We start from the raw sequence: 23449 nt of genomic DNA, 5'->3' as shown, positions 1-23449 counted from the left end.
TATCAGCATATTGACATGAATTATATTAATAGATATTATAATGTACATAACATATATATAAATATAAAAAAGGATAAAAAAGATTATTATGAGACAAAGCTATTTTATTGATTTTGAAACTACACCACATATAAAAATTGAAAATCTAGAAGATATGAGGAGGTTATATGATGAACTTCCATATACTACTATTGAACTATTATACTTAAATTTACCTTATAATTATAATGATGAACATGCAAAAGCAACAATGAGCATGCTAGCTGAAGTGTTGCCAAGGACACATATCACCTCGCTTGTTTTGCAGACACATTTATCGCAAGAAATATTGATTAACATTTTACCATCAACACTTGTTAACAAACTTACAATCTATTCGGGCTATAAGTTGTCGACAAATGAAGCTCACGCATTAGCTCGAATTTTGCCGGAGACCAAAATTACTATGTTAAATGTAGACAATATACGTATAGTTAATGTTTCTGCTCAAATGAACCTATTTAGAGCTGTGTCAAACAGCAAAGTTGAGAATTTTTTCGCGCAAGTTGATGATATTATTTACGCACAATTATTAGTGCCGTATTGTACCAATGAGCATATAACAACTAATTTCAATCTATTTAATATAGATCGAGAAAGCTCTGTCTTAATTAAGATAGCTACTTTTAATAAAATGCTAAAAAAAGGCACAACAGATAAAAATTTGTTGAATAAAATTTGTTATGATCTAATTACACAAGGCTATTTTGAATCGTTAGCTACTTTTCTTAAAAATCATAATATACTCAATGTTAATGATATTATTAGCATTAATACTCAGTCATCTATCGATCTATTTGTACACTTACAAAAAACAGATACAACCAGCAATGAGATATTACCGACGATTAAGAAAGTTTGTTACCAACTGATTAAAGAAGGTGTTTACAGTGGATTATTTGATTTTATTACCAATCATCATATAACTGATCAAGACTGGATGAGTCTTGATATGAATGAGGAAGTTATAAGCAAAATAGCTAGCTATGAAAGATTAAGCTCGATCGAGCAATCGCAAGCTATGTCTGATGAAATCTGTACTGCGCTTCTTAAGAGTTGTCATTATGAGAGGTTGAATACTTTTTTGGTATTTAATAATATCACCCATTTGTCCGTTTCATCCGATCAAATACCTTTGTTTATAGAGCAAACTCTGTTTGATATAAGAAATGCTAATGCTACCAAAGTTAGTTTAGAAGTTCAAGAGGTTTATCATCACGAAGATCAGCCATTATTAATAAAGTCAATAATTGAAAAGCTTAATTTTATTGGCAATGAAGAGAATCTCGTGTCAAAAATAACTAAATTTAATAGAGAATACCAACAGAGATTTAATGATTATGATTTGCTTAAAGATATTTGTGATGAACTAATTAATAGTAGTTATTACCCAGAATTAAAAATTTTTCTAACAGCCTACGCTATAACTTATGAAAATTTACAAAGTGCAAATCTAGAAGGTATCTCATTAAGTATAATTGAGTTTATCCTCAGTGCTCTATCAAGAGAAAAAGAGTGCGGATATGAAGAACTACAAAATCTTCGATGCTTTAATATTTGCAAACATTTCATTAATTCTGGTTCAATTGAGCAGTTAAAGCTTTTTCTTCTTAATAATGATATTCAAGAGCTCAGATTGAATTTAGATGAATTAAGTTTACCCGAAACTTTAGAGCTATTTGAGATAATAAGGGAAACGAAAATTACCCATCGAGTTTGTTTAATGACAGACAAGCCTTTGCCGGAAGAGTTACTAATGATTGTTTACGGTAGGAAGAGGGAATTTAGTAGTTATTTTTACTTAAGTGGTAAAATAGATGATATTTTATATGAGTTAAGTAGATATTCAGATTCGGCGAAACCTATTGCTAGCTCCGTGCTTCTTACCGAAAAGTTTGGTAATACTCATCATAATATGTACGAGAACTATACTCGTGCCTCTAAGATTTGCTATATGCTGCTTAAAGCCGGTTACTATGATACACTAAAGAATTTTTTTAATAATAATAATATAATAGAACTCGGTCTATCTTCTTTTGAACCATTAACCTATGAAGAAACAACTAAGTTGTTTGAGATAATCTCACAAGTTCCCAAAATGCATCTTGATACAATACATTTTAATTATGAGAAGGAGGATAGTAATTATCAACAAACAATTGCTGAATTTATTAAGCTGAGCAAGTCTACTAGGTGTATTATAAATGGAGTTGATGTTAATGGTGATAAGATGAACACGATTCAAGTACATCACGAAAAACAACCACTTCCTTGGCCAAAACTTTTGGATAATGAGGAGCTCTTTAATCAAGATGACAGATGCTATCAGCTAATTAAAGCCGGTAATTACGAGAAGTTACGTAGTTTGCTTAACCAGAATAGTATCGTAGAGTTAAATTGGTCTTATAAAGAATTAACGTGGGATGAAGTATCAGGATTGCTTCAAGTGATACCAACTACTCAACTTACGAGCATTTATTTCAGTATAACACAACGGAACAGTATAGTTAAAATTAATGAGTTTTTATCATCACTTATCAAGAATGTCATTACTACTAAAGTTATAGTAGGCAATATGTTTAGTGGTAGTTATATTAATAATCTTACAAAAGAGCTGTGTGAATGTATAGCACAGTTTAATTCAGCGTCATCTGATAATCCAGCTTTACTTAATAAGATTTATCATCATTTAGTTGCTGGTAGTTATTATCAAGCGTTAGAAACTTTTATAAATACTTACCATATTGAATTAACCGAAGCTCTACATAATACACTACTATCATATTCATCATACATCGCTATAGAAGAAACAAAACAAGCACTGGATAATATTATTCATCATCAACAAGCAGACTTAACAGGTCATCATGAAGAAGGTGACGATCAAATATAATAATTTAATTTTATTGACTGCAATATTTCATGGGATACTTCATCCCATGAATATTGATAATTATTGTTGTGATATAAATCTTTCCCTAATTTAATTATTAATTGCGGATAAAAGTGAGACTGGAAAGCTCTAATTACATAGTTAGTCTGAAGATCAAATGTACCGGTGATTTCGATTTTGTAACCGATTCTTTGCAAATCTTGCTGTAATTTGGTGACTTCATCTGATTTATCACCAAAAGAGAACATAATATCAACTACAAAAGTATCTTGAGTTGATAGATTTAAGGGCATTCTATACCATAAGCCTAGCTTATGTTGCCCCAAATATGACCAATCAAAAAATGGTCCAGGGTCAATCTTTCGATTTGGAGCAATATCAGAATGACCCAAGATGTTAGTTCTTGGAATATTATACAGCGTTATTAGTTGCTTGCATAAGCTAATACAGCTTTGCATTTGTGCTATTGGATAACTGGCATAACCTAAATTATCTAATTCTATACCGACAGAATATTCATTAATACTACTATAATTTTGCCAGTTGCTGACTCCGGCGTGCCATGCGCTATGTTGATCTTCGACCAGCCTAAATACTTCGCCGTCAGCTTTGATCACGTAATGAGCGCTAACCTTGGCTGCAATATTACATAATTTGCTGATGGCTTCATCAAACTCCATTTCTGTATAATGAATTATGATAAATTTTATCTCACCTTTTCTAATAGAATAATTGGGTGAACAAAATTTTGTGATAATATTCATAAATTGCTAGATTTCATAGTGGTTGTAAACTATTATCGCCTGGTACTATAATAACCAAAAGCTTTGCAAGTAAGTATACAACATTAAATAGAAGTAAAAATTGACAGCGATCACTGAAAAAAAAATAAATCATACCATAAACGAGATTAGATCATTAATATATGTTGTTCTAATAGCTTTAGCTATCAGAAGTTTAGTAATAGAACTGTTTTTTGTTCCTACAGGCTCAATGAAAGCAACAGTTCTTGAAGGTGAATACATATTTTCAACAAAATATTCTTACGGTTACAGTAGATATTCTTTTCCTTTTAGTCCTAATATTTTTAGTGGTAGAGTCTTTGCATCAGCTCCGCAAAGAGGTGATATTATAATTTTTCGTCCACCAATGAATATGGAACTTAGATATATTAAAAGATTGATTGGTTTACCTGGTGATAAAATTCAACTTATTAAAGATGTAATATATATTAATGATATGCCTATAGTGAGATCTGAAATAGGTGATTATACTGACGAACAAGGTCAGAAATATAATAAATATAAAGAAACATTGCCAAATGGAGTCAGTTATACTGCTTATAAACTTGATCAGAAGATGGAAAAATTTACTATGATGATTAATAAATACAGTAATACCGAGATATTCTATGTACCAAAAGATCATTATTTTTTTCTAGGAGATAATCGTGATTGTTCTAATGATAGTAGAGTAGATTTGGGATTTGTGCCATTTGAGAATTTTATTGCTAAAGGGCGGGTCATTCTTTTCTCTACCAAAGAACTATTATGGGTAGATAATGGTAGTATAACTGAACGTGTGGCAAGAATATGGTTATGGTTAAAATCTATTAGATTTAATCGAATGTTTAAAAGTATATATTATGATTAATGAAACCGCTGTTATTCAAACAATAAGCAAAAGAATTGAACAATCAACTGGATATCATTTTAATAATCTTGAGTTGTTAGTTGAATCATTAAGTCACCCCTCTTTAAAGCAAAATATTTCCAAATACTCAATCAATAAAAATTATGAAAGATTAGAATTACTTGGTGATGCAATACTTAATTTTATTATTACCGAGTATTTATTTCAAAACTTCACCAAACAAGATGAAGGTACTTTAGCTAGAGTAAGATCATTTTTAGTTTGTAAAGAAACCTTATGTAAAGTAGCGGCAGCAATTAATTTGGCTGATGATATAATAATGACTCACGGCGAAGAAATTTCTGGTGGCCGCAGTAATCCTAATAATTTAGAAAATGCCATGGAAGCACTGATAGCTGCCATTTATCTGGATAGTAACATTGATACCATTAGATCTATTATTATCAATCTATGGTCAGAGTTCTTAAATAATATTAATATTAGCAAAACTGATCCTAAAACTACTTTACAGGAGTGGGCTCAAAGTAAGGGATATAATAAACCAATATATACAGTTGTAAACAAGTCAGGATATGCTCATTCACCATATTTTACTATTATGGCTAAGGTAGCTCATTATCAACAACAAGGGCATGGCAACTCTATTAAAACAGCAGAAAAAGAAGCAGCGCAGAAAATATTGGATATACTCAAATTGTAATAAATTTCTAGTCTTACTATAATAATACCAGGAGTGTTGTTCACGATTTTAATGCGCCATCGATGTCACTCCTGCCTGTATAGGTTTTTAGCAGCTAGATGCCAAGAATTTAATACTCATACAATCCCAACCAACATAGTCCCTCGAACACTCGATATCATACCATATACCATACACACAACGTCATCCCGAACTTGTTTCGGGATCTCATCATGGCTTCATAAGATCCCGAAACAAGTTCGGGATGACATTAGAGTGTTCCGGGATGACGTTGTGCAGGATGACATCATGGCGCTCAGGATAACATAACATCGTGCGTTATAGTTGTTCTATTCACCACTATCGTTATCGTATGGATTACTGGAACCAGCACCACCAGCTGGGTTGACATATGGGTTTTGGAGAGTCTGCTGTAGCTTATTGACGCTATCAGTCAATGTTTGTTCATCTGCTTCAGGCGTATAGTCTGGTGGATTATCTAGACAACTCCAAAAGTCTCGTAAATTAGCAATCTTTGGAACGCAATATTTAGCAACTGATTTTGAATCATTTAATGCTTTTGAAAAAACTTTTTCTGTAGCGGTTAATACTCCAGCTTGTTCAAGTCCCTTGAACACCCAAAATGTTACTACTACCGCTCCCACTGCTATCATTAGATACCATTTTGTGATTATTCCATATATAAAGATCCCCATTGGGTTAGCGGTAATCAATCTTCTTAAAGCATTCCACATTGTAAATAACTTGATCAATATATTAGCTGTCAGGTTACTCTATATATATTAACCTGCAAAGTTTTTTTTACCAGACGTTTTACAAAACCTCATTTAAGAGGTAATTTTGCTGTCAAAATCAAACAGAAGTATTTTTTGTTCGTTAGTTAGTATCTGCAATATATCAAATATTATAAACATTCTTAATTAAATAAGAAGATAAAAAAATAGTACACGGAACAACTATTAAATCAATGCCAGTCATAATAGTTAGCAAATAGAAATTAGTTTCCTCTTGTAGAATAAGACCGGCCATGATTATATTTGGAATTATTAATGGCATAATTAATATAGATAGAAAGTTAGTGTTAGATCTAAAATAACCCTGCATGGCAGCAATCAATACCAACAAAGCGCTCGCCAGTATTAATAATAATATCAGAGTTATACTGAGTTTTATTAATGTTGATCTAGTCAAATTAAAAATTATCAAGATAATCGGCATATTTATTATGGCACCAATAGTACTACTGATAAGAATAGCGCCAAATTTTGCTACAACAATTTCGACAGCAGAAAAACTTGATAATAATAACTCCAATGTCCCATCTTCTATATCTTGCTTAAATATAATGTTGGCAAAACCAATAAAAGATAATGGAATATAAATTACTGAAAACAATATTCCAAATTTATTAATTTCTTCCTGCTTGTTAATTAATACAATACTTAAAGCAGAAAATATAAAAAAAGCGATCAAGTACTTGATTAAATTATTAATTTTATACTGAATAATTAGTTCTTGTCTGAGTAATGGCACTAGTTTTTGCAAATTACTATCCTCTTAAATTTAATTACTATAGGCTTGTTGCTTAAATCAGTAAAGTTGCTATGCTCATATTAAAGTTTCTTATATAAAACCTAGATTTATATGCGAATTAATTATGATGAGCAAGCAGTCTATTGTTATCACTCGCAACAAAATAATGAGTGAGCAAGTAACACATAAATTGACACTTACTGAACATTTACATGAGTTAAAAGTACGAATAATAGTAATATTAGCAAGTTTTATTACTGCTTTTATTACTTGCTATTACTTTAGTAATAACATTTATAATTTTTTGCTACAACCATTAGCTGATCTTAATGAAGAACATCTTAGGCGCATAATTTACACAGGTCTTGCTGAGGCGTTTTTTACTTATCTAAAACTTGCTGCCTTCAGCAGTTTTCTTATTATTGTACCAATTATAGCCATCCAGAGTTATTTATTTATTAGTCCTGGATTATGTAATTATGAAAAAAAAATAGCTGCTTTTATATTATTAATGTCACCCTTATTATTTTGGAGCGGTAGTATTTTTGTATTTTATTATGTTATGCCCCGTGCCTGGCATTTTTTTCTTAGTTTTGAAAATAGTAATGCGGTAATTCCAATAATGCTGGAAGCTAAAATTAGCGAATATTTAAACTTAGTTATTCATTTAGTGGTAGCATTTGGAGTGGCTTTTCAATTGCCGATAATTTTATTAATATTAAATTTATTAAAAATTGTTAGTTCTACAAGTTTAATTAATAAACGTCGCCTAGCTGTGGTTATTAATTTTATTATTGCAGGAATATTAACTCCCCCTGATATCTTAAGCCAGTTTGCCCTTGCAATACCGATGCTTTTATTATATGAAATTTCAATTATCATGTGTAAGTTTGTAGAAAATAGAGGAAGTAATGTTAGACATCAAATGGATTAGAGAACACACCCACGAGTTTGATAATCTGCTAATAAAAAGAGGCATTGCTCCACTATCTACAGAAATTGTTAGGTTAGATGAAGAAAAAAGACAACTTACTACATTACTGCAACAATTTCAGCATGCCAGAAATAAGAAATCTAAGATGTTGGGTAATATAAAAAATAAGACCACTAAAGAATTTGAAGAACTTAGGCGTGATGTTGCTCATATTAATGAGAAATTGAATGAACTTAATCATAAGTTGAATAGCGATAGTAATTTACAAGATATAATGGATAACTTGCCTAATCTTCCAGCGGACGAAGTGCCATATGGCACTGATGAAAATATGAATAAATTTATCCGAGATTGGCAAAGTAGCAATCAAAATACCTGCTCTAAACAGCATTTTGAGCTTGGAGAACAACTAGGCATGATGGAGTTTACACAAACTGCAAAAATATCTGGAAGCAGATTCGTTACTTTAAAACAAGATTTAGCTAAATTGGAACGAGCTCTAATCAATTTTATGATTGATATTCATACCAAGGAATTTGAATATATCGAAATATCACCACCGTATTTGGTACGCCCAAGCGCTATGTATAATACTGGTCAACTACCAAAGCTAGCTGAAGATTCTTTTATTACTACTACCAATTATCGCTTAATCCCAACTGGAGAAGTACCGCTTACTAATATGGTTGCAGATATGATTTTGTCACGAGATAAACTACCAATACGTTATACTGCATTTACTCCATGTTTTCGTTCAGAAGCTGGTAGCAGCAGTAGAGATACACGAGGCATGGTTAGGCTGCATCAATTTGGCAAAGTTGAATTGGTAAGTATTACCACACCTGCTGAATCTGACTATGAACATGAGTACATGACTAATACCGCAGAAGAAGTACTGCGTAGGCTAGACTTATCCTATCGCGTGATATTACTTTGTAGCGGTGATATGGGGTTCTCAGCCAAGAAAACATACGATCTGGAAGTATGGTTGCCAGGTCAGAAACAATATCGTGAGATTTCTAGTTGTTCAAATTGTGGTGATTTCCAAGCAAGAAGAATGAAAGCAAGGTATAAAGAGTTTGGCGCAACTGAAACAACATTTGTACACACCTTAAATGGTTCAGCGCTAGCGGTTGGTAGGACGATGGTGGCTATTCTAGAGAATTATCAAAATGAAGATGGTTCTATTTCCATTCCAGATGCTCTGGTGCAATATATGGGTGGGCAGAAAAAAATTGAACCGACTTGTATACTCGTTTAGCTGAGAGAGGTCTATTGTTTATTAATTTCTTAGTCGATAGCCAGTTTTGAATATCCAGCCCATCAACATAATACAGATTGTCATAAAGACTAATATCATCACCACACTAGTACCTAAGCTGACATCTGCACTTTCATAAAAGCTCCACCTGAAACCACTGATGAGGTAAACGACAGGATTCAAAAGAGATATTTTTTGCCAAAATTCCGGAAGCATATTAATAGAGTAAAAACTTCCACCCAAGAAGGTTAGCGGAGCAATCACCAATAAAGGAATCAGCTGTAATTGCTCAAATCCATCAGCCAAAATACCGATTATAAAGCCAAGCACACTGAAGGTAATACAGGTCATAATCAAAAAAAATACCATCCACATTGGATGCATAACTTTAAGCGGAACAAAAAACCCGGCTGTCAGCAACACTATAGCACCAATGATCAATGATTTAGTTACAGCAGCTCCCACATAACCGATAGCAACCTCAAAAGATGAAAGCGGTGCTGATAAAATTTCGTAGATCGTCCCGGTAAAGCGTGGGAAATATATACCAAAAGATGCATTAGCAATGCTTTGTCCTAATATTGTCAGCATAGTTAATCCAGGAACTATAAATGCACCATAATGTACTCCATCAATATCCTTGATATGCGTACCAATAGCTGAACCAAAAACAATAAAATAGAGTATAGTTGAAATAATCGGCGAAGCAATGGTCTGCCCTATAGTACGAAAAGCTCGCATCATTTCAAATTTGAAGATAGCCCAGATACCGTGGTAATTCATGATTTACCTACTAATTGTATGAATATTTCCTCAAGCGAACTTTGGCGAGTAGCTAGATCTTTGTACCTTATAGCATTTTCTTTTATGTGATCTAGTAGATTCGCCACCTCATTATCTTCTGTCAATAATGGATCATAGTTGAAAACCAGCTGTTTTCCTTCTTCAGCAAGCTGTAAATTAAATTTTGACAATTGTTTTGGAATTTCCACAAGAGATTCATGAAGGTTTATTATCAACTGTTTCTTACCCAATTTTTTCATTAACGCTGTTTTTTCTTCGGTAATGATCAATTTTCCTTTATTAATTACTCCAATACGATCCGCTATCTCTTCCGCTTCTTCAATGTAATGAGTGGTAAGAATAATAGTCACGCCAGATTGTCTAAGTGCAGACATCTGTTCCCACATGGATTTGCGTAATTCTACATCGACACCAGCTGTAGGCTCATCCAGAAACAGAATATCTGGCTCGTGTGACAGCGCCTTAGCAATCATCACTCGTCGCTTCATACCGCCGGACAACATACGGATCTGCTCATCTTTCTTATCCCAGAGCGATAGCTTTTCTAGAATCTCTTTGATATAAGATGAGTTTGCTGGTTTTCCAAAAAGACCACGACTAAAACTCACTGTGTTCCAAACACTCTCAAACGCATCTGTAGTCAATTCTTGTGGTACTAAACCTATGTGCGACCTAGCGACACGATAATCCTTTAAATGATCATTACCGAATACTTTAATACTACCAGCAGTAGCTTTTACAATACCGCATACAGCATTGATCAGCGTGGTCTTACCTGCACCGTTTGGGCCAAGAAGTGCAAATATCTCTCCTGGTTGTATTTCTAGATTAACATCATCTAACGCTTTAAACCCATTGTTATAGGTTTTCTTTAGTCCATGAATAGAGATAGCTGTCATTATTTTTAATCAAAGATTTTTTTGAAAGAGGAATCAATTATAAGGATAATTTAATGCATAAAGCTTATGCTTTATTGAACTTCCTTTTAATTTTCATTTTTGCTGCTTGCAAGTTTTTTTAAAACTTCTAAATCACCCATTGTAATTGCCTGAATATTTTCTGTGATTTTTTCGATGGGCCAATCCCACCAAGCAAGTTGTAAAAGAAAAACTATCGTTTTATCGTCAAATCTTTTACGAATTACTTGTGCCGGATTCCCGCCAATAACAGTATAAGGCTCTACATCTTTGGTCACGAGAGCATTTGTTCCAATAATGGCACCATGCCCAATTTTAATACCTTGCATAATTGTTGCGGAATTTCCAATCCAGACATCGTTACCAACAACCGTATCACCTTTACTTATCACATTCATGGCAGCACTCGTCCAAGATTTTCCGAATACTTTAAAAGGATATGTTGAAATACCATCCATCGCATGATTAGAGCCATTCATAATAAAACGCACTGCAGTCGCTATTTGACAGAATTTACCAATAATGAGTTGATCCTGCATGAAATCAAAGAGATACAGCACATTTGTTTCAAAATTGTGTATATCTTCTGGATCATCATAATAAGTATAATCACCAACAATAATTTGAGGATTAGTGATAATGTTTTTTAAAAAACATGTTCTCTTTACTCCTTCAATGGGATAGATAATATTTGGATTTAGATATATATCATTTATCATATTTATTACTATATACAACATTCGAGAACAAAAGTAACAAAAATTAGCTGTTTTTAAATTCTCGTGCTCAAGAACCTAAACTAACATTTCTTAATACTGCTATAGCGTCTAGAGCTAATATAAATACAGAGAAATGTCTAGTTATTTTATATTTGGATATTATATCTTCATTAGCATCAGCTATAGGTTCAATAGTTAAGTTTGAAGTTTTATAGAGATTACTATTGCCTTTATATAAACCTACTACTCCTTTTTCTTTTTCACCAATACGCATTAAAAGAATACTAGCACTTTGAATTCCCGAATTATTGTTCACAACCATATTATTGGATGGTATTATTGGAACACCACGCCACGTGATAAAGCTTGATCCAAACATCTCAACAGTTTCAAGTACTATACTGTTATGAGTGCATTTTTTAGCAAATACAGCTATAGCTTTAGGATTCGCTAAAAAAAAAGAAGGTTTATTCCAAACTAAAGATAATAAATCGTCGAAATTATCAGGAGTTAAGGGTTTTAGCTGGGCATCACATGACATAGCAGAAGAAATATTATTTAATAACCCATATTTTTTATTATTAATAATTTCCCATTCCTCTCTATCCTCCATCTTTTTGGCTGCAATTTCTAATTGTTCATCTAATTGTTGGCTATAATTCTCATTATTATTTTTTGTATTTAAAGTTATAGTCGCTTGAATTATGTCTAATTGATTCTCAGTTGAATTTTCTATGAAATTTGGATAATTGTCTGGATACGGTGGTTCTTCAAATTGAGTTAAGAATAATAGACTTTCATTAGGCTGCTTGATTGTTGCCAATTCTTTTTTTCTTACTTCAAATATTTCTTCTAATTGCTTTTTTAGCTGCGAGTCACTTACTATTTTTTCAAAAGTTTCTTTATTTAAAACAAGGAGGCTTCCTTTAGTGGTAGCTGTAATAGTTGCTTGCCGTGGAATTTCTTTTAAAAGAGCCATTTCACCAAAATAATCACCGCTAGTTAATGAATTTAATATTGTCTCTTTATCATCAATAGTTTTATTGGTTACGTTATATTGACCATTGATAATAATATAGAATGCTTTACCTATATCACCTTGCTTAACAATTATATCTCCTGCTTTGACGTTTTTTTGATATACACTCTTTATTATTTCTTGTATTAGTTCTTCCGGTAAAGGTTTAAATAAGGACACACATCTCAGTAAATCTGATAAAAAGTAAGAATCGGCTGCTGTTATGATATTAGTATTTTTTGGAATAGTAAGTCGTTGTTGCGATGTTTTTTCTTCAAAGTTTATTGAACTAACCTTATAAACACTGCTGCCAATATTTACCCAAGGTAAAATTTTGAGCAACCAATTTGGAGATGCAAATGGTGTTTGTATTAGTATAGGAGTACTTTCAAACATATTAATCGATTCATTACTTAGCCATTGGTAAAGTTGCTCCTTCTTCTTTTTCTAACGACTCATTGATTTTTTTATCAAGATCAACTTGCTTTTGTGAAGAGAGATTGGCAAGAATGATAGCATTAATAAAGAATAATATAGCTAATATTATAGTTGTTCTTGTTAGAAAGTTAGCAGCAGAGCGAGCAGTAACCATTCCCATATTACCTCCACCACTACCACCAATCCCACTTAATCCATCAGTTCCGGTTTGTTGTAGTAAAATAACAGTGATCAATAATACAGCGATTATAACATGAACAAAAAGCAATATACTCATGGTGGTACCAAAATAAAATTAAAATCAGAATCTTTTGTTAAATATTTCTTAGAGCCTGTCTGACACGTGCATATAAGAGAGGAATTTTTAGAAAAAACGCAGTCAAGTACCGCAGTGTACTCTTGGTTTTGCGGAACAGAGACGAGTTTTGATAACAAAATTACCTCTTAGATGCACGTGTCAGACAGGCTCTAAGCATTTGTGATAATACTTCAGAATCTAGGGCAGCTTTTCCTACTAACACTCCCTGGATATAAGGTATCTTTAATATCTGTTGTATATTATTTAAATTTACCGACCCACCATACACCAAATTTATGTTATTTGCAATCTGAGTTTGCTGACAGATAAAGTGGAGGTGGGTAAAAATTTCTATTAATTGCTCACTCGCTGGAATTATATCAGTGCCGATGGACCATATTGGCTCATAAGCAATGATAACTGTTTGAGTTAAACTAAGATCAGCTATCGAATTGATTAATTGTGTGGTAAGAAAAGTTTTGTAATCATAATTATCTCTGACAAATAATGATTCACCAATACAAATTATCGGTGTAACTCCATTTTGTACACAGTGATGAACTTTTTGTGCAATTAACTCATTAGTTTCGCCAAATATATTTCTACGCTCACTATGCCCAATCACTGCATAATCTATGCTCGAGCTTTTTAGCATAATCGCCGAAAATTCGCCGGTATATGCTCCATGATCAGCAAAGTGGCTTACATTTTGTGCACAAAATTTTATCGATTCAAACTTATGGCTAAGATAAGCAAGGTAAGGCGCTGGAGTTGCTATAATTAAATTATGCTGAAGATCTTGAGAGATAATGTTAAAACATATGTCTACTGCTTCAGCCAATGAGAAATGCATTTTCCAGTTCGCGATAATAAAAGGTTTCATGATGAGAAATCACTTGCAGATATTGAGAATGCTAATTATTTTAGGTGTTTGTAAAGATAAGTAAATAGGTATTTGTAATTATTATGTTACGTGAAATTAGAAAAATGGCCAATAACATTGGCGTACGTATCTTTTTAGGAGTTGTAGTGTTTGCTTTTATTGGCTTTGGCATAAAAGATGTATTACAAGCTACCACTAATTCTGATTTAGTAACATTCTCTGATGCTAAGAATATTACCGAACAGGCTTTTTTAAAAGCAAAATCTGAGGAAATTGCGATTATCCAAAAGCAAAATAATCTCCATCTGTCAGATGAAGATATTAAAGAATTGGAAATTGATCAGATTATTCTACAAAGGTTAATCAATAGCAGTATTTTAAATCATATTACGCAATATTATGATCTTAATTTGAGCGAAAATACCGTAATCCAGTTTATAAAACAAGCGCCAATTTTTAACAATTCATCTGGAGAATTTGACCTTCAGATTTTTCATTCGGTGATTAGAAATTCCTACCAAAAAGAAGAGGAATATCTGCAACGTCTTAAAGAAGAAATTCTAAAAAGTGCTTTACTGAACGTGTTCTCAGAAACTTTTCAGGTACCAGAAATTATGGTAAATAATGTCATTGATTATATGTCTGAGAAAAGAGATATAGATTTAGTACAAATTGATCTTGATAATGTTAATAATAAATTTATCTCTCCAATACCTACTAAAGATCAGTTACTACAGTTTTATCATGATCATCAAGATTTATTTGTTTTGCCAGAAAGACGAGACTTATCTTATATTATAGTTCCGAATAACATGATCAAGCAAAAAATTAAGATTACTGATGAAGAATTAATGAATTTTTACCAAGAGAATATTGATGAATTTGATAATAAAAATTTTGATAAAGTTAGAAAGCAGGTTACAGCATCATTAAAGCAGCAGAAATTTGATGAATTACGAATGGAGTTCAATAAAAATCTAGAAGATGATGTCGCTAGTGGTGCTAGCTTAAAAGAAATTGCAGAAAAATATTCCTTGTCTTTACAAAATATTGATAATGTAACCTATAATAATGTCATTAATCGGAAAACTGCTCTACTCTCTGAAGTAGGCAGTACTATCTTTGAAATGGCTGCAGAAGAAGTATCTTACCCTATAGAGGTAGGTAGTGAAGGAGATATATTATTAATTGAGATTAATAATATATCTCCTAGTATACTTGAAGCTTTTGAAACAGTTAGCGCAAAAGCAGAAAAGTTATGGCAAACTCAACACTTGCGCAAGTTAAACCTAGAAAAATTTAATGAGCTCGCAGTAAGCTATAATCCTAAAAATATTGATGTTCAACAATTAAAACCATTAGGGATCACAGTAGATCCAGAGTTTTTCATGATTAGAGCTGATCTAGATCATAATAATACTTTGCCCACTGAACTTAACATGGTTATTTTTCAGACTAAATTAGGCATCAACACCCCAGTGTTTATTAAGAATAACAAAGCATATTTTGCTCACATAAAATCAATTAAAACCGATAGTGCAAAAATACGAAGTATTAAGAAAAGTAAGGGAGAAAATATTGCAAGTAATATAAAACAAGGAGTTATTGAAGAAATGATTCAATATTTTGGACAGAAGAATAGAATTCAAATTAATAACCATCACTCTATTTTAGGAATCACCGAGAATTAACATTCACAATAGCCTTCTAATGGGTATCTATTCAGGGGTCTGGCAAACCGCAGATGTATGATATATACACTAGTCTTATTAACGCACTCGATGTCATTCCCAGCAACGACGGGAATCTAGAAATAAAAGCCTCAAATGCTTAGATGTACGCTCGATTCCCGCCGTTGCTTGGAATGACATCGTGGAAGCAGTTTGTTGTCAACTCACCATCTGTATTCTGTATACCTGATACGGCAAAGGTCTGCCAGGGACGTGAATAGATATACATTGGGTACTAAGTTCAAGCTTAACTTGTTCTACAAACAATCTTTTTTCCGCAGAAACAAAACCAGATTTCTCTGTAGTTTGCAATAGGTGTTAAAGTAGGCGAGCGTCACGGTTTTAAGACAAGTCGTCTTGCTTGAGATTTTATTAAAATCAAAACAATCCTGTCCTTATAAGGTATGCTCCATACTTACTTGAGTTGGTTTCTGGATCACCACAAAGCCTAAAAATGTGTTGAAAATTTTATATGAAAATGTTGTTTATCATCATACAGTTTTTTTCTTACCGGTATCGCCCAATCTATCCTAATTGGTGCTATTCTAGTAATCCATATTATACCAAAACCAGCAGAAGCGCGCATTGATCTATCATTATAAAATTCATCACGTCTATATTGACTTCTTGGATTTAGTTTAACTCCCCAAACACTACCTATATCAGAAAACACTGCACCAGTAACATTAAACTCTTCTGGTAATCCAAGAGGAAAATTGAGTTCTGCAGTAAGACTATAGTACTGTTGTCCACCAAGACCTTCTTTAGTTTTTTTGTCTCTAGGACCAACTCCACCGAAAGCAAAACCTCTTAAAGTATAATCACCTAAATTAAAACGATCAGAAATGCGCACTGTTTTACCGCCAACACCTCTAATATCACCTGTACTACCGGCTAATTTAAGAGTTAACTTGTTATTATTAAAAGATTTAAAATATTTTCCATCTAGCTCATGCTTTAAATATTTGTTATTACCACCAACACCAGCATATTCTTGAGAACCACTGATGATATAACCATTCTTAGGAATAATTCTACTATCGGTCTGATCATATGTTAAAGTTTGACCAATGGCCGAGGTAGTAAACTTACCCATTTGTTCAATCAAAAATCGTGAACTTGAAGCTTCAGGGGCATTTAATTTATCTTGTTTGATCAAATAATCAATATCATGAGTTAAATCTTCAGTGATATCATAGCCAAGAGATGTTTTTAACCCCACAGATTTTAAGGTATAATTTTGTTCTACTTGACCAAAGCCTCCACTACGGCCACTACGATTTTTGAATACATTACCACTTAACGATAAATCACGATCGAGAAAATGTGGTTCCGTCAGTCCACCATAATAGCTAGTGCTTCTTTTTCCCCCTTGGATACCGGCTGTCAGGTATTTGCCTGTACCTACCAAGTTACGTTCTATAAATGATAAACGTCCGAAAGCTCCACCAGCGGTATTATAACCCACATCGAAACCAATAGATGCTGTAGATTTTTCTTCTACTTGCAGATTGAGATCATATTTATCTTTTTTTCTAGTTGGCGTAATCTGAGTATGTATTTTTTCAAAATAGTCAAGGTTACGTAGGTTTTGTTCTCCTTTTTCAAGATAAGAGCGATTGAATAGATCCCCTTCGGCAATCCTGAATTCACGTCTGATAACTTTATCTTGAGTTTTTAGGTTGCCCTCAATATTGATTTGCCCAATAAATATCCGGTCTGCTTTATCAATTATAAATTTGACATGAGTGATCCCTAATTCCTTATTGCTTATATCAGGATATACAGTTATTTGCGGATACCCACGGCTAGCTAAATGAGCAGTAATTTTTTCAGCTATTTTATCAAGAGCTTTCATGTTAAAGATCTGACCAGTTTTGACATTGATCAATTTTGATAGTTCATTGGTATCAACATTTGCAAGTTTATTATCAATACTAATTTCGCCAAAATTATATTTTTCTCCTTCTTCTATAGAGTAGGTGATAGTAAAATGTTCTTTTGTTTTTGATAATTCAGCTATTGCTGAGATCACTCGAAAATCTGCAAATCCAACTGATTGATAGAATTCTCTAAGTAATTCCTTATCATATTCTATTCGATCAGGGTCATAAGTGTCATTAGTTTCCAAGAAACGAAACCACCGTGATTCTTTAGTTAAAACTATAGTACGTAACTCACCGTCACGATAGTTCTCATTGCCAACAAAATAAATATGTCTAATGCCGGTTTTTGGACCTTCGGCTATATCAAATAATACTTTAACACGTCCATTTTCTTGAGGGATAATTTTTGGTTCTATGATTACTGAAAAACGCCCTGATCTTTTATAAAGTTCCTTAATTCTTTCTACATCAATTTGAATACTGGCCTTACTTAATGATTCTCCCGCTTGTGTTAGTAATTCTCTGGATAGAACATTGTTTTTAATTTTTGAATTTCCTTTAAAGTCTACCTTACTGACAAAAGGTGGTTCAGTTACGATAACCATCAGCGTACCGTTGGTAAACTTAATATTTATATCCTCAAACAGCTCAGTGGAATATAGGTTTCTGATGGCTTCATTTTGTTTCACTAAGCTATATTCATCACCAATTTTAAAGCCTAGGTAATTTTGAATAGTAGATTGCTCTATTCGCTTATTTCCAGTAATAGTAATATGATTAATATGATCGCCGGCTGCAAAGGATGAGGCTCCATAAAGTATAGTGGTCGTAAGAATTACAATTTTTATTGAGGTTTTAATCATATTTAATACCAGATTTTGTAGAGAGCATTCAATATTGCTGTATCAAATTTGTTGCTAATTATCATCCCAAACTAACATGATAAATTGACACAAGTCTTTGAGCACTCTCAAAATATTAGACTTTTTATATCATTTGAGACAGAAATTACAATAAGAAAAGTAATAATTATCATTCCAGTCTTTAATAAAATATTTTGTATTAGCTGACTGGTAGGTTGCCTAGTGATAGCTTCACATAATATTACCACTAAATGCCCGCCATCTAATATAGGTATAGGCAATAAATTAATTAGCCCGAGATTAATTGACAGCATTGCCACAAATAATATAAAATCCAATATACCTGCTGATAGTGACTTTCCTGATTCCTGCGCAATGGTTAGTGGCCCAGAGATTTCTTCAATTGATCTTTTGCCAACAATAATTTGGCCTAACGCTTTGAGCGTAAGTAAAGATATATCTACAACATCCTGCATGGCCTGGTAACTACTTACTAAAACATTCATTTTAATATAAGTTGGATCTTGTTTGCTGGTAATACCAATATAGCCAATTTTTATTCTACTATTAGCATCGGTTGAGTTGGTTTTTGGAGTAATCATCAATGTTAGCTGTTGACCATCTCGTTCAATTAACAAAGGAATCTGCTGATTAGCATTGATCATGATAATCTTCTGCAATTTGCTAAAATCGCTGATGATGTTACCATCTGCTTTAACAATTTTATCTCCTGCTAATAGTCCGCCTGTGGCAGCAGGAGAATCCTGGATCACTGTATCTATTACAGCTGGTATTTGTGGTTTGCCAAAATATAAGTAGAAGCAGCTGAGAATTAGGATAGCAAACAGATAATTTGCCATAGGTCCTGCAAACAACTATCAGGAATTTTATATACCATGGCTTATGGTAAAATGAGAAATCTAGTGCTGCTGATGTAACTTTAGCAGTACTGGTAATATCACAATCACCATACATCTTGACAAAGCCACCTAATGGTATTGCGCAGATTTTCCATCTAACGCCATTTTTATCTATTTTAACAAACAACTCTTTACCAAATCCAATTGAAAATTCTTCGATTTTAACGCCAAATGCTTTCGCTATATAATAATGACCAAATTCATGGACAAATACCAATAATCCCATTGCTAATATAAATCCAATAATTGTAAGCATAATTATATTTTATATATTTATTTGCGTTGCCAGGAATTGTTTAATATTCTATAATACTGAAGTATTATATACAATCTCTCTAGTGTCTACTGAATTTATTTCGCTTTGCGGCTGTTTCAGAGCAGCGTCCTCAGTTAGGTTCTGACGAGATTCTTCGTCACTCATATCTTCACAGAATCTAGCATTAATAATCTGTTCATATTTTAAGTTATAATGACTATACATAAAATTAATACAAAAACCATAGCTAGAATAGCTGCCATACAGACATTTTATCAATATCAATTGGATAACGACCATGATATTGATTTATTAATGAATAAAACTATTGATTTTTATCAAGATAAGGAATTTCTTTTAGATTTAGATTTAAGCGCAGATAATCGCATTAAAATTAAACCAAGTGTCACTTATTTACGAGAACTGGTGAAATTAACGTCGGAGAATATTTTTTTGATTGACCAAGTAATAATTGATCATTTAACCGACAATAATACAATTGCCAATTTATCGCTATTATTATTAGCATTGCTACGTGTTGCTGTTTGTGAGTTGAAATATTTCCCTGAAATACCACGTAAAGTTATAATTAATGAATATACTGATATCGCCAGTGATATGATCAATGAACACGAAGTTGGGTTTGTCAATTCTATGTTAGATAATATAGCTAAGGGGGATAATGCTACTCGACCGTAATAAATCAGTGAAACTAAAATCAGCTAGAACTCGTAAAGCTTCTTCGAATCAATGGTTACAACGCCAATTAAATGACCCTTATGTAGCGAAAGCAAAGGTTGATGGCTATAAATCAAGAGCAGCATATAAGCTATTAGAAATTCATCATAAATTTAAACTATTTAAACCAGACGCCAAGATAGTTGATCTTGGAGCTGCTCCCGGCAGTTGGAGTCAAGTGGCTGCACAGTTATCTAGATCAACAAAGATAAATCCAAAATATAATAATATAGTCGCAGTAGATTTATTGCCCATGGAAACGATCCCAGGAGTACTATTCATCCAGAAAGATTTTCTTGATGCTGATACTTCAGCAATAATTATAGATAATTTACCTGGTGGTGCTGATGTAGTTATAAGCGATATGGCAGCAAATACTACAGGACACAATGCTACTGATTATGTACGTACTTTGTATTTATGTGAATGTGCGTTGGATTTTGCGTTATCTATATTAAATCCAGACGGACATTTTATATCTAAAGTATTTAGTGGTGGTACAGAGCATGAATTATTGCATAAAGTAAAACAGAATTTTAAGATAGTTAAACACTTTAAACCGGCCGCTAGTAGAAAAGAATCCAGAGAATATTATCTTATAGCATTAAATCGTAAAACTAACTTTTGACTTTTATCATTGAATTCTGTAGAACAATTAAGTATAAAACGCCAGTTTATGTGCTAAGTTGGATAGACGAAGTTAAACTTTGAGAAGGGCTAGGAGTTCTGGAGTCGAGGAGCGCAGCGTATGCTATATACGTGAGCACCGCAGATCTTCAAGAACGACAACGCCAATTCTCAAAGTTTAACGAGTATATGCCCCTGTGGTGAAATTGGTAGACACGGCAGACTCAAAATCTGCAGCTTTTATTAGCGTGCTGGTTCAAGTCCGGCCAAGGGGCACCACCATATTATTGCAAGTGTTTACGGTTTTTAGAAAAAGCTGTCTTGCTTGAGGTTTTGTTAAAACTCAAAGCAATCCACTTGTATAAGGCACAACCTGTACACTCCTCTTACCCAAGTTCATTTCTGGATTATCACGGAGCATAACAGCTCCTCGTGATCTGATATATCCTTACGAATTGTGAAACCCTCATTCCAGAAATTGTTCAATGAACTGCATTAAATTGTCATTGCGAGACCGCGATAGTGGTCGAAGCAATCCAGCAAAACATATATTTAACTTTATAAAAAATTAAACGAGGTGTGTATGAAAATAGAATTAGCAAAACGTGAAATTGTCATCTTTATTAGCAATATGTTTCGAAGAAGTTAAAATTAGTTGTTAAAAACCGTTTATAAAGCTTCAATAGAACTGCTACAAAAATGATTTAAGAAATAGGTTATGTGGTAGATTATCTGGGGTTGTGGGCAACTTGTATCTATTCACGTCCCTGGCTCAAATATTTACCGTATCAGATATACAGATGGTGAGTTTGACAACAAACTGCTTCCACGGTGTCATTCTCAGCAACGGCGGGAATCCAGCGTACATCTAAGCATTTGAGGTTTTATCCCTAGATTCCCGCCGTTGCTGAGAATGACATCGAGTGCGTTATAGTGTATATATCATATATCTGCGGTTTGCCAGGGACGTGAATAGATACGGCAACTTGCTAAAGTTATTCATCAAACCCACATATTTAGAATAGAAGGACATGGTTAATCTTTACCTGACCCTACATTTTTGTTGTAATAACGTATATGAGTCACACACTAATACGGCTGTAAGCTAGAGCTTACCTTGCGTTTCCCGTTTGATATCTTTGAAAAAACTACTGCTCGTTCCGAATGGCGGGAGTGACGGGACTCGAACCCGCGACCTTCTGCGTGACAGGCAGACGCTCTAACCAACTGAGCTACACCCCCCGACTAAATCGTATGGCAGGTAATATATACTGCTAACGACATTACTGCAAGATATTTATTACTAAACCTAGATGTTTATGAGAGAAGTATAGCATAGCACTTGGTTACTAACGATCATCTATAGTTTTAATGACTCAATCATTTTGCTGACTCCAGCGACAGATATATTAAATGCTGTTTTTTCTTCACTATTTAATTCTATCTCTACTATTTTTTCTACTCCCCCTGCACCAATAATTACTGGCACTCCAACATAAAGGTCATTAACGCCATATTCACCTTGTAAATATGCGGCGCAACCTAATATCTTACGTTTATCCAACAAGTAACTTTCTAACATTTCAACCGCTGAAGCAGCTGGTGCATAATAAGCCGAACCAGTTTTAAGCAGACCAACAATTTCTCCACCACCATTTCTAGTACGCTCAACGATTTTCTCTATCCGCTCTTTGGTGCTCCAACCCATTTTAATAAGATCAGGCACAGGAATCCCACTGACTGTTGAATATCTTACTAATGGTACCATTGAATCTCCATGTCCACCAAGAACAAAGCTGTTAATATTTTCAATTGATACCTTAAACTCTTCAGCCAAGAAATAACTAAATCTTGATGAATCCAAAACTCCGGCCATACCGATAATTTTTTTATGGTCAAGCCCACTGGCCTTCAAAACTACATAGACCATTACATCTAAAGGGTTGGTGATGACGATTACGAAAGCATTTGGCGCATGGGTTTTAATACCTGCAGCCACAGTTTTCATTACTTCAGTATTTATGGCCACTAAATCATCGCGGCTCATTCCAGGTTTGCGCGGGGATCCTGCAGTCACAATTACCGCATCAGCTCCTGCTATATCCTTGTAATCATTAGTACCGGTAAGTTTAATATTAGACCCTTCCACGGTACAAGCTTGAGATATATCCAAGGTTTTTCCTTGTGGCACACCTTCTAACATATCAAACATCACTACATCACCTAGCTGCTTGATACTGATTAAGTGAGCTAGTGTTCCGCCAATGTTTCCACCGCCAATCAAAGCAATTTTTGGCCTTTTATGCATATTATTTCCTCCTATCAAACTTCAGAAAATT

The 23449-nt window shown here is 33.5% G+C and carries 19 protein-coding genes, 2 tRNA genes and 1 pseudogene; 9 read left to right on the top strand and 13 right to left on the bottom strand.

Annotated features, from left to right (window positions below; all coding sequences use genetic code 11):
- Positions 1–88 precede the first annotated feature (88 nt).
- Positions 89–2932: a hypothetical protein gene (locus Trichorick_RS04500; protein WP_323737837.1), complete on the top strand. Its 2844-nt coding sequence runs from the start codon at positions 89–91 to the stop codon at positions 2930–2932.
- Here the strand turns inward: Trichorick_RS04500 and Trichorick_RS04495 are convergent.
- Positions 2923–3696, bottom strand: coding sequence for a peptidoglycan recognition protein family protein (locus Trichorick_RS04495; protein WP_323737836.1), 774 nt, complete (start codon positions 3694–3696; stop codon positions 2923–2925). The genes Trichorick_RS04500 and Trichorick_RS04495 overlap by 10 nt on opposite strands.
- A gap of 109 nt (positions 3697–3805) precedes the next feature.
- Here Trichorick_RS04495 and lepB point away from each other — a divergent pair, with 109 nt between their 5' ends.
- On the top strand, positions 3806–4585 hold the full coding sequence (lepB, locus tag Trichorick_RS04490; RefSeq protein WP_410250266.1) for a signal peptidase I: 780 nt from the start codon (positions 3806–3808) through the stop codon (positions 4583–4585).
- Positions 4578–5285, top strand: coding sequence for a ribonuclease III (rnc, locus tag Trichorick_RS04485; protein ID WP_323737834.1), 708 nt, complete (start codon positions 4578–4580; stop codon positions 5283–5285). Before lepB ends, rnc begins: the two co-directional genes overlap by 8 nt.
- Before the next feature lie 329 nt (positions 5286–5614).
- Here rnc and Trichorick_RS04480 read toward each other — a convergent pair whose 3' ends face one another.
- Together Trichorick_RS04480 and Trichorick_RS04475 are read right to left on the bottom strand one after the other, a co-directional pair.
- A complete protein-coding gene (locus tag Trichorick_RS04480) occupies positions 5615–6019 on the bottom strand; it encodes a DUF2670 domain-containing protein (RefSeq protein ID WP_323737833.1) in 405 nt (134 codons plus the stop codon).
- Positions 6020–6182: 163 nt separating this feature from the next.
- Positions 6183–6830, bottom strand: a complete 648-nt coding sequence (locus Trichorick_RS04475) for a heme exporter protein CcmB (RefSeq protein ID WP_323737832.1) — start codon at positions 6828–6830, stop codon at positions 6183–6185.
- A gap of 154 nt (positions 6831–6984) precedes the next feature.
- Here Trichorick_RS04475 and tatC point away from each other — a divergent pair, with 154 nt between their 5' ends.
- Both tatC and serS read left to right on the top strand, forming a co-directional pair.
- Positions 6985–7752 carry a twin-arginine translocase subunit TatC gene (gene tatC, locus Trichorick_RS04470; RefSeq protein WP_323737831.1) on the top strand — a complete coding sequence of 256 codons (768 nt, stop codon included), beginning with the start codon at positions 6985–6987 and terminating at the stop codon, positions 7750–7752.
- Positions 7730–9013 carry a serine--tRNA ligase gene (gene serS / locus Trichorick_RS04465; RefSeq protein WP_323737830.1) on the top strand — a complete coding sequence of 428 codons (1284 nt, stop codon included), beginning with the start codon at positions 7730–7732 and terminating at the stop codon, positions 9011–9013. The genes tatC and serS overlap by 23 nt, the downstream gene beginning before the upstream one ends.
- A gap of 21 nt (positions 9014–9034) precedes the next feature.
- On the opposite strand, the gene Trichorick_RS04460 is transcribed toward serS, so the two are convergent.
- The 6 genes from Trichorick_RS04460 to Trichorick_RS04435 all read right to left on the bottom strand — a co-directional run bounded on the left by Trichorick_RS04460 (position 9035) and on the right by Trichorick_RS04435 (position 14090).
- Positions 9035–9796, bottom strand: a complete 762-nt coding sequence (locus Trichorick_RS04460; RefSeq protein WP_323737829.1) for an ABC transporter permease — start codon at positions 9794–9796, stop codon at positions 9035–9037.
- Positions 9793–10716 (bottom strand): ABC transporter ATP-binding protein, encoded by a 924-nt coding sequence (locus Trichorick_RS04455; protein WP_323737828.1) that lies wholly within the window; start codon positions 10714–10716, stop codon positions 9793–9795. Before Trichorick_RS04455 ends, Trichorick_RS04460 begins: the two co-directional genes overlap by 4 nt.
- Positions 10717–10802: 86 nt before the next feature.
- A complete protein-coding gene (locus tag Trichorick_RS04450) occupies positions 10803–11453 on the bottom strand; it encodes a CatB-related O-acetyltransferase (protein WP_323737827.1) in 651 nt (216 codons plus the stop codon).
- 67 nt (positions 11454–11520) lie between these two features.
- Positions 11521–12867, bottom strand: a complete 1347-nt coding sequence (locus Trichorick_RS04445) for a cyclic nucleotide-binding domain-containing protein (protein ID WP_323737826.1) — start codon at positions 12865–12867, stop codon at positions 11521–11523.
- Between the two features lie 13 nt (positions 12868–12880).
- Entirely contained in the window at positions 12881–13186 is a 306-nt protein-coding gene (secG, locus tag Trichorick_RS04440; protein ID WP_323737825.1) for a preprotein translocase subunit SecG, read from the bottom strand.
- A gap of 160 nt (positions 13187–13346) precedes the next feature.
- Positions 13347–14090, bottom strand: a complete 744-nt coding sequence (locus tag Trichorick_RS04435) for a triose-phosphate isomerase (protein ID WP_323737824.1) — start codon at positions 14088–14090, stop codon at positions 13347–13349.
- An 83-nt stretch (positions 14091–14173) separates the two neighbouring features.
- Between Trichorick_RS04435 and Trichorick_RS04430 the strand changes: the two genes are divergently transcribed.
- Positions 14174–15781: a peptidylprolyl isomerase gene (locus Trichorick_RS04430; protein WP_323737823.1), complete on the top strand. Its 1608-nt coding sequence runs from the start codon at positions 14174–14176 to the stop codon at positions 15779–15781.
- Positions 15782–16268: 487 nt separating this feature from the next.
- Here the strand turns inward: Trichorick_RS04430 and bamA are convergent, their stop codons facing one another.
- On the bottom strand, positions 16269–18569 hold the full coding sequence (gene bamA, locus Trichorick_RS04425; RefSeq protein ID WP_323737822.1) for an outer membrane protein assembly factor BamA: 2301 nt from the start codon (positions 18567–18569) through the stop codon (positions 16269–16271).
- Positions 18570–18676: 107 nt separating this feature from the next.
- Positions 18677–19745 (bottom strand): annotated as a pseudogene (rseP, locus tag Trichorick_RS04420) (RIP metalloprotease RseP).
- 213 nt (positions 19746–19958) lie between these two features.
- Here rseP and nusB point away from each other — a divergent pair.
- The 3 genes from nusB to Trichorick_RS04405 all read left to right on the top strand — a co-directional run bounded on the left by nusB (position 19959) and on the right by Trichorick_RS04405 (position 21389).
- Positions 19959–20444 carry a transcription antitermination factor NusB gene (gene nusB, locus Trichorick_RS04415; protein WP_323737821.1) on the top strand — a complete coding sequence of 162 codons (486 nt, stop codon included), beginning with the start codon at positions 19959–19961 and terminating at the stop codon, positions 20442–20444.
- The gene (locus tag Trichorick_RS04410) at positions 20428–21111 is read left to right on the top strand and encodes an RlmE family RNA methyltransferase (protein ID WP_323737820.1); all 684 of its coding nucleotides are present in this window, start codon (positions 20428–20430) and stop codon (positions 21109–21111) included. The genes nusB and Trichorick_RS04410 overlap by 17 nt, the downstream gene beginning before the upstream one ends.
- Before the next feature lie 190 nt (positions 21112–21301).
- Positions 21302–21389: transfer RNA gene (locus Trichorick_RS04405), tRNA-Leu, on the top strand.
- An 886-nt stretch (positions 21390–22275) separates the two neighbouring features.
- Here the strand turns inward: Trichorick_RS04405 and Trichorick_RS04400 are convergent.
- Positions 22276–22352: transfer RNA gene (locus Trichorick_RS04400), tRNA-Asp, on the bottom strand.
- Positions 22353–22470: 118 nt separating this feature from the next.
- Entirely contained in the window at positions 22471–23418 is a 948-nt protein-coding gene (mdh, locus tag Trichorick_RS04395) for a malate dehydrogenase (protein WP_323737819.1), read from the bottom strand.
- Positions 23419–23449 lie beyond the last annotated feature (31 nt).

It is taken from the genome of Candidatus Trichorickettsia mobilis, assembly GCF_034366785.1.
GTDB lineage: Bacteria > Pseudomonadota > Alphaproteobacteria > Rickettsiales > Rickettsiaceae > Trichorickettsia > Trichorickettsia mobilis_A.
Note: the sequence above shows the minus strand (reverse complement) of the source record. Positions and strands in the feature narration are given on the sequence as shown.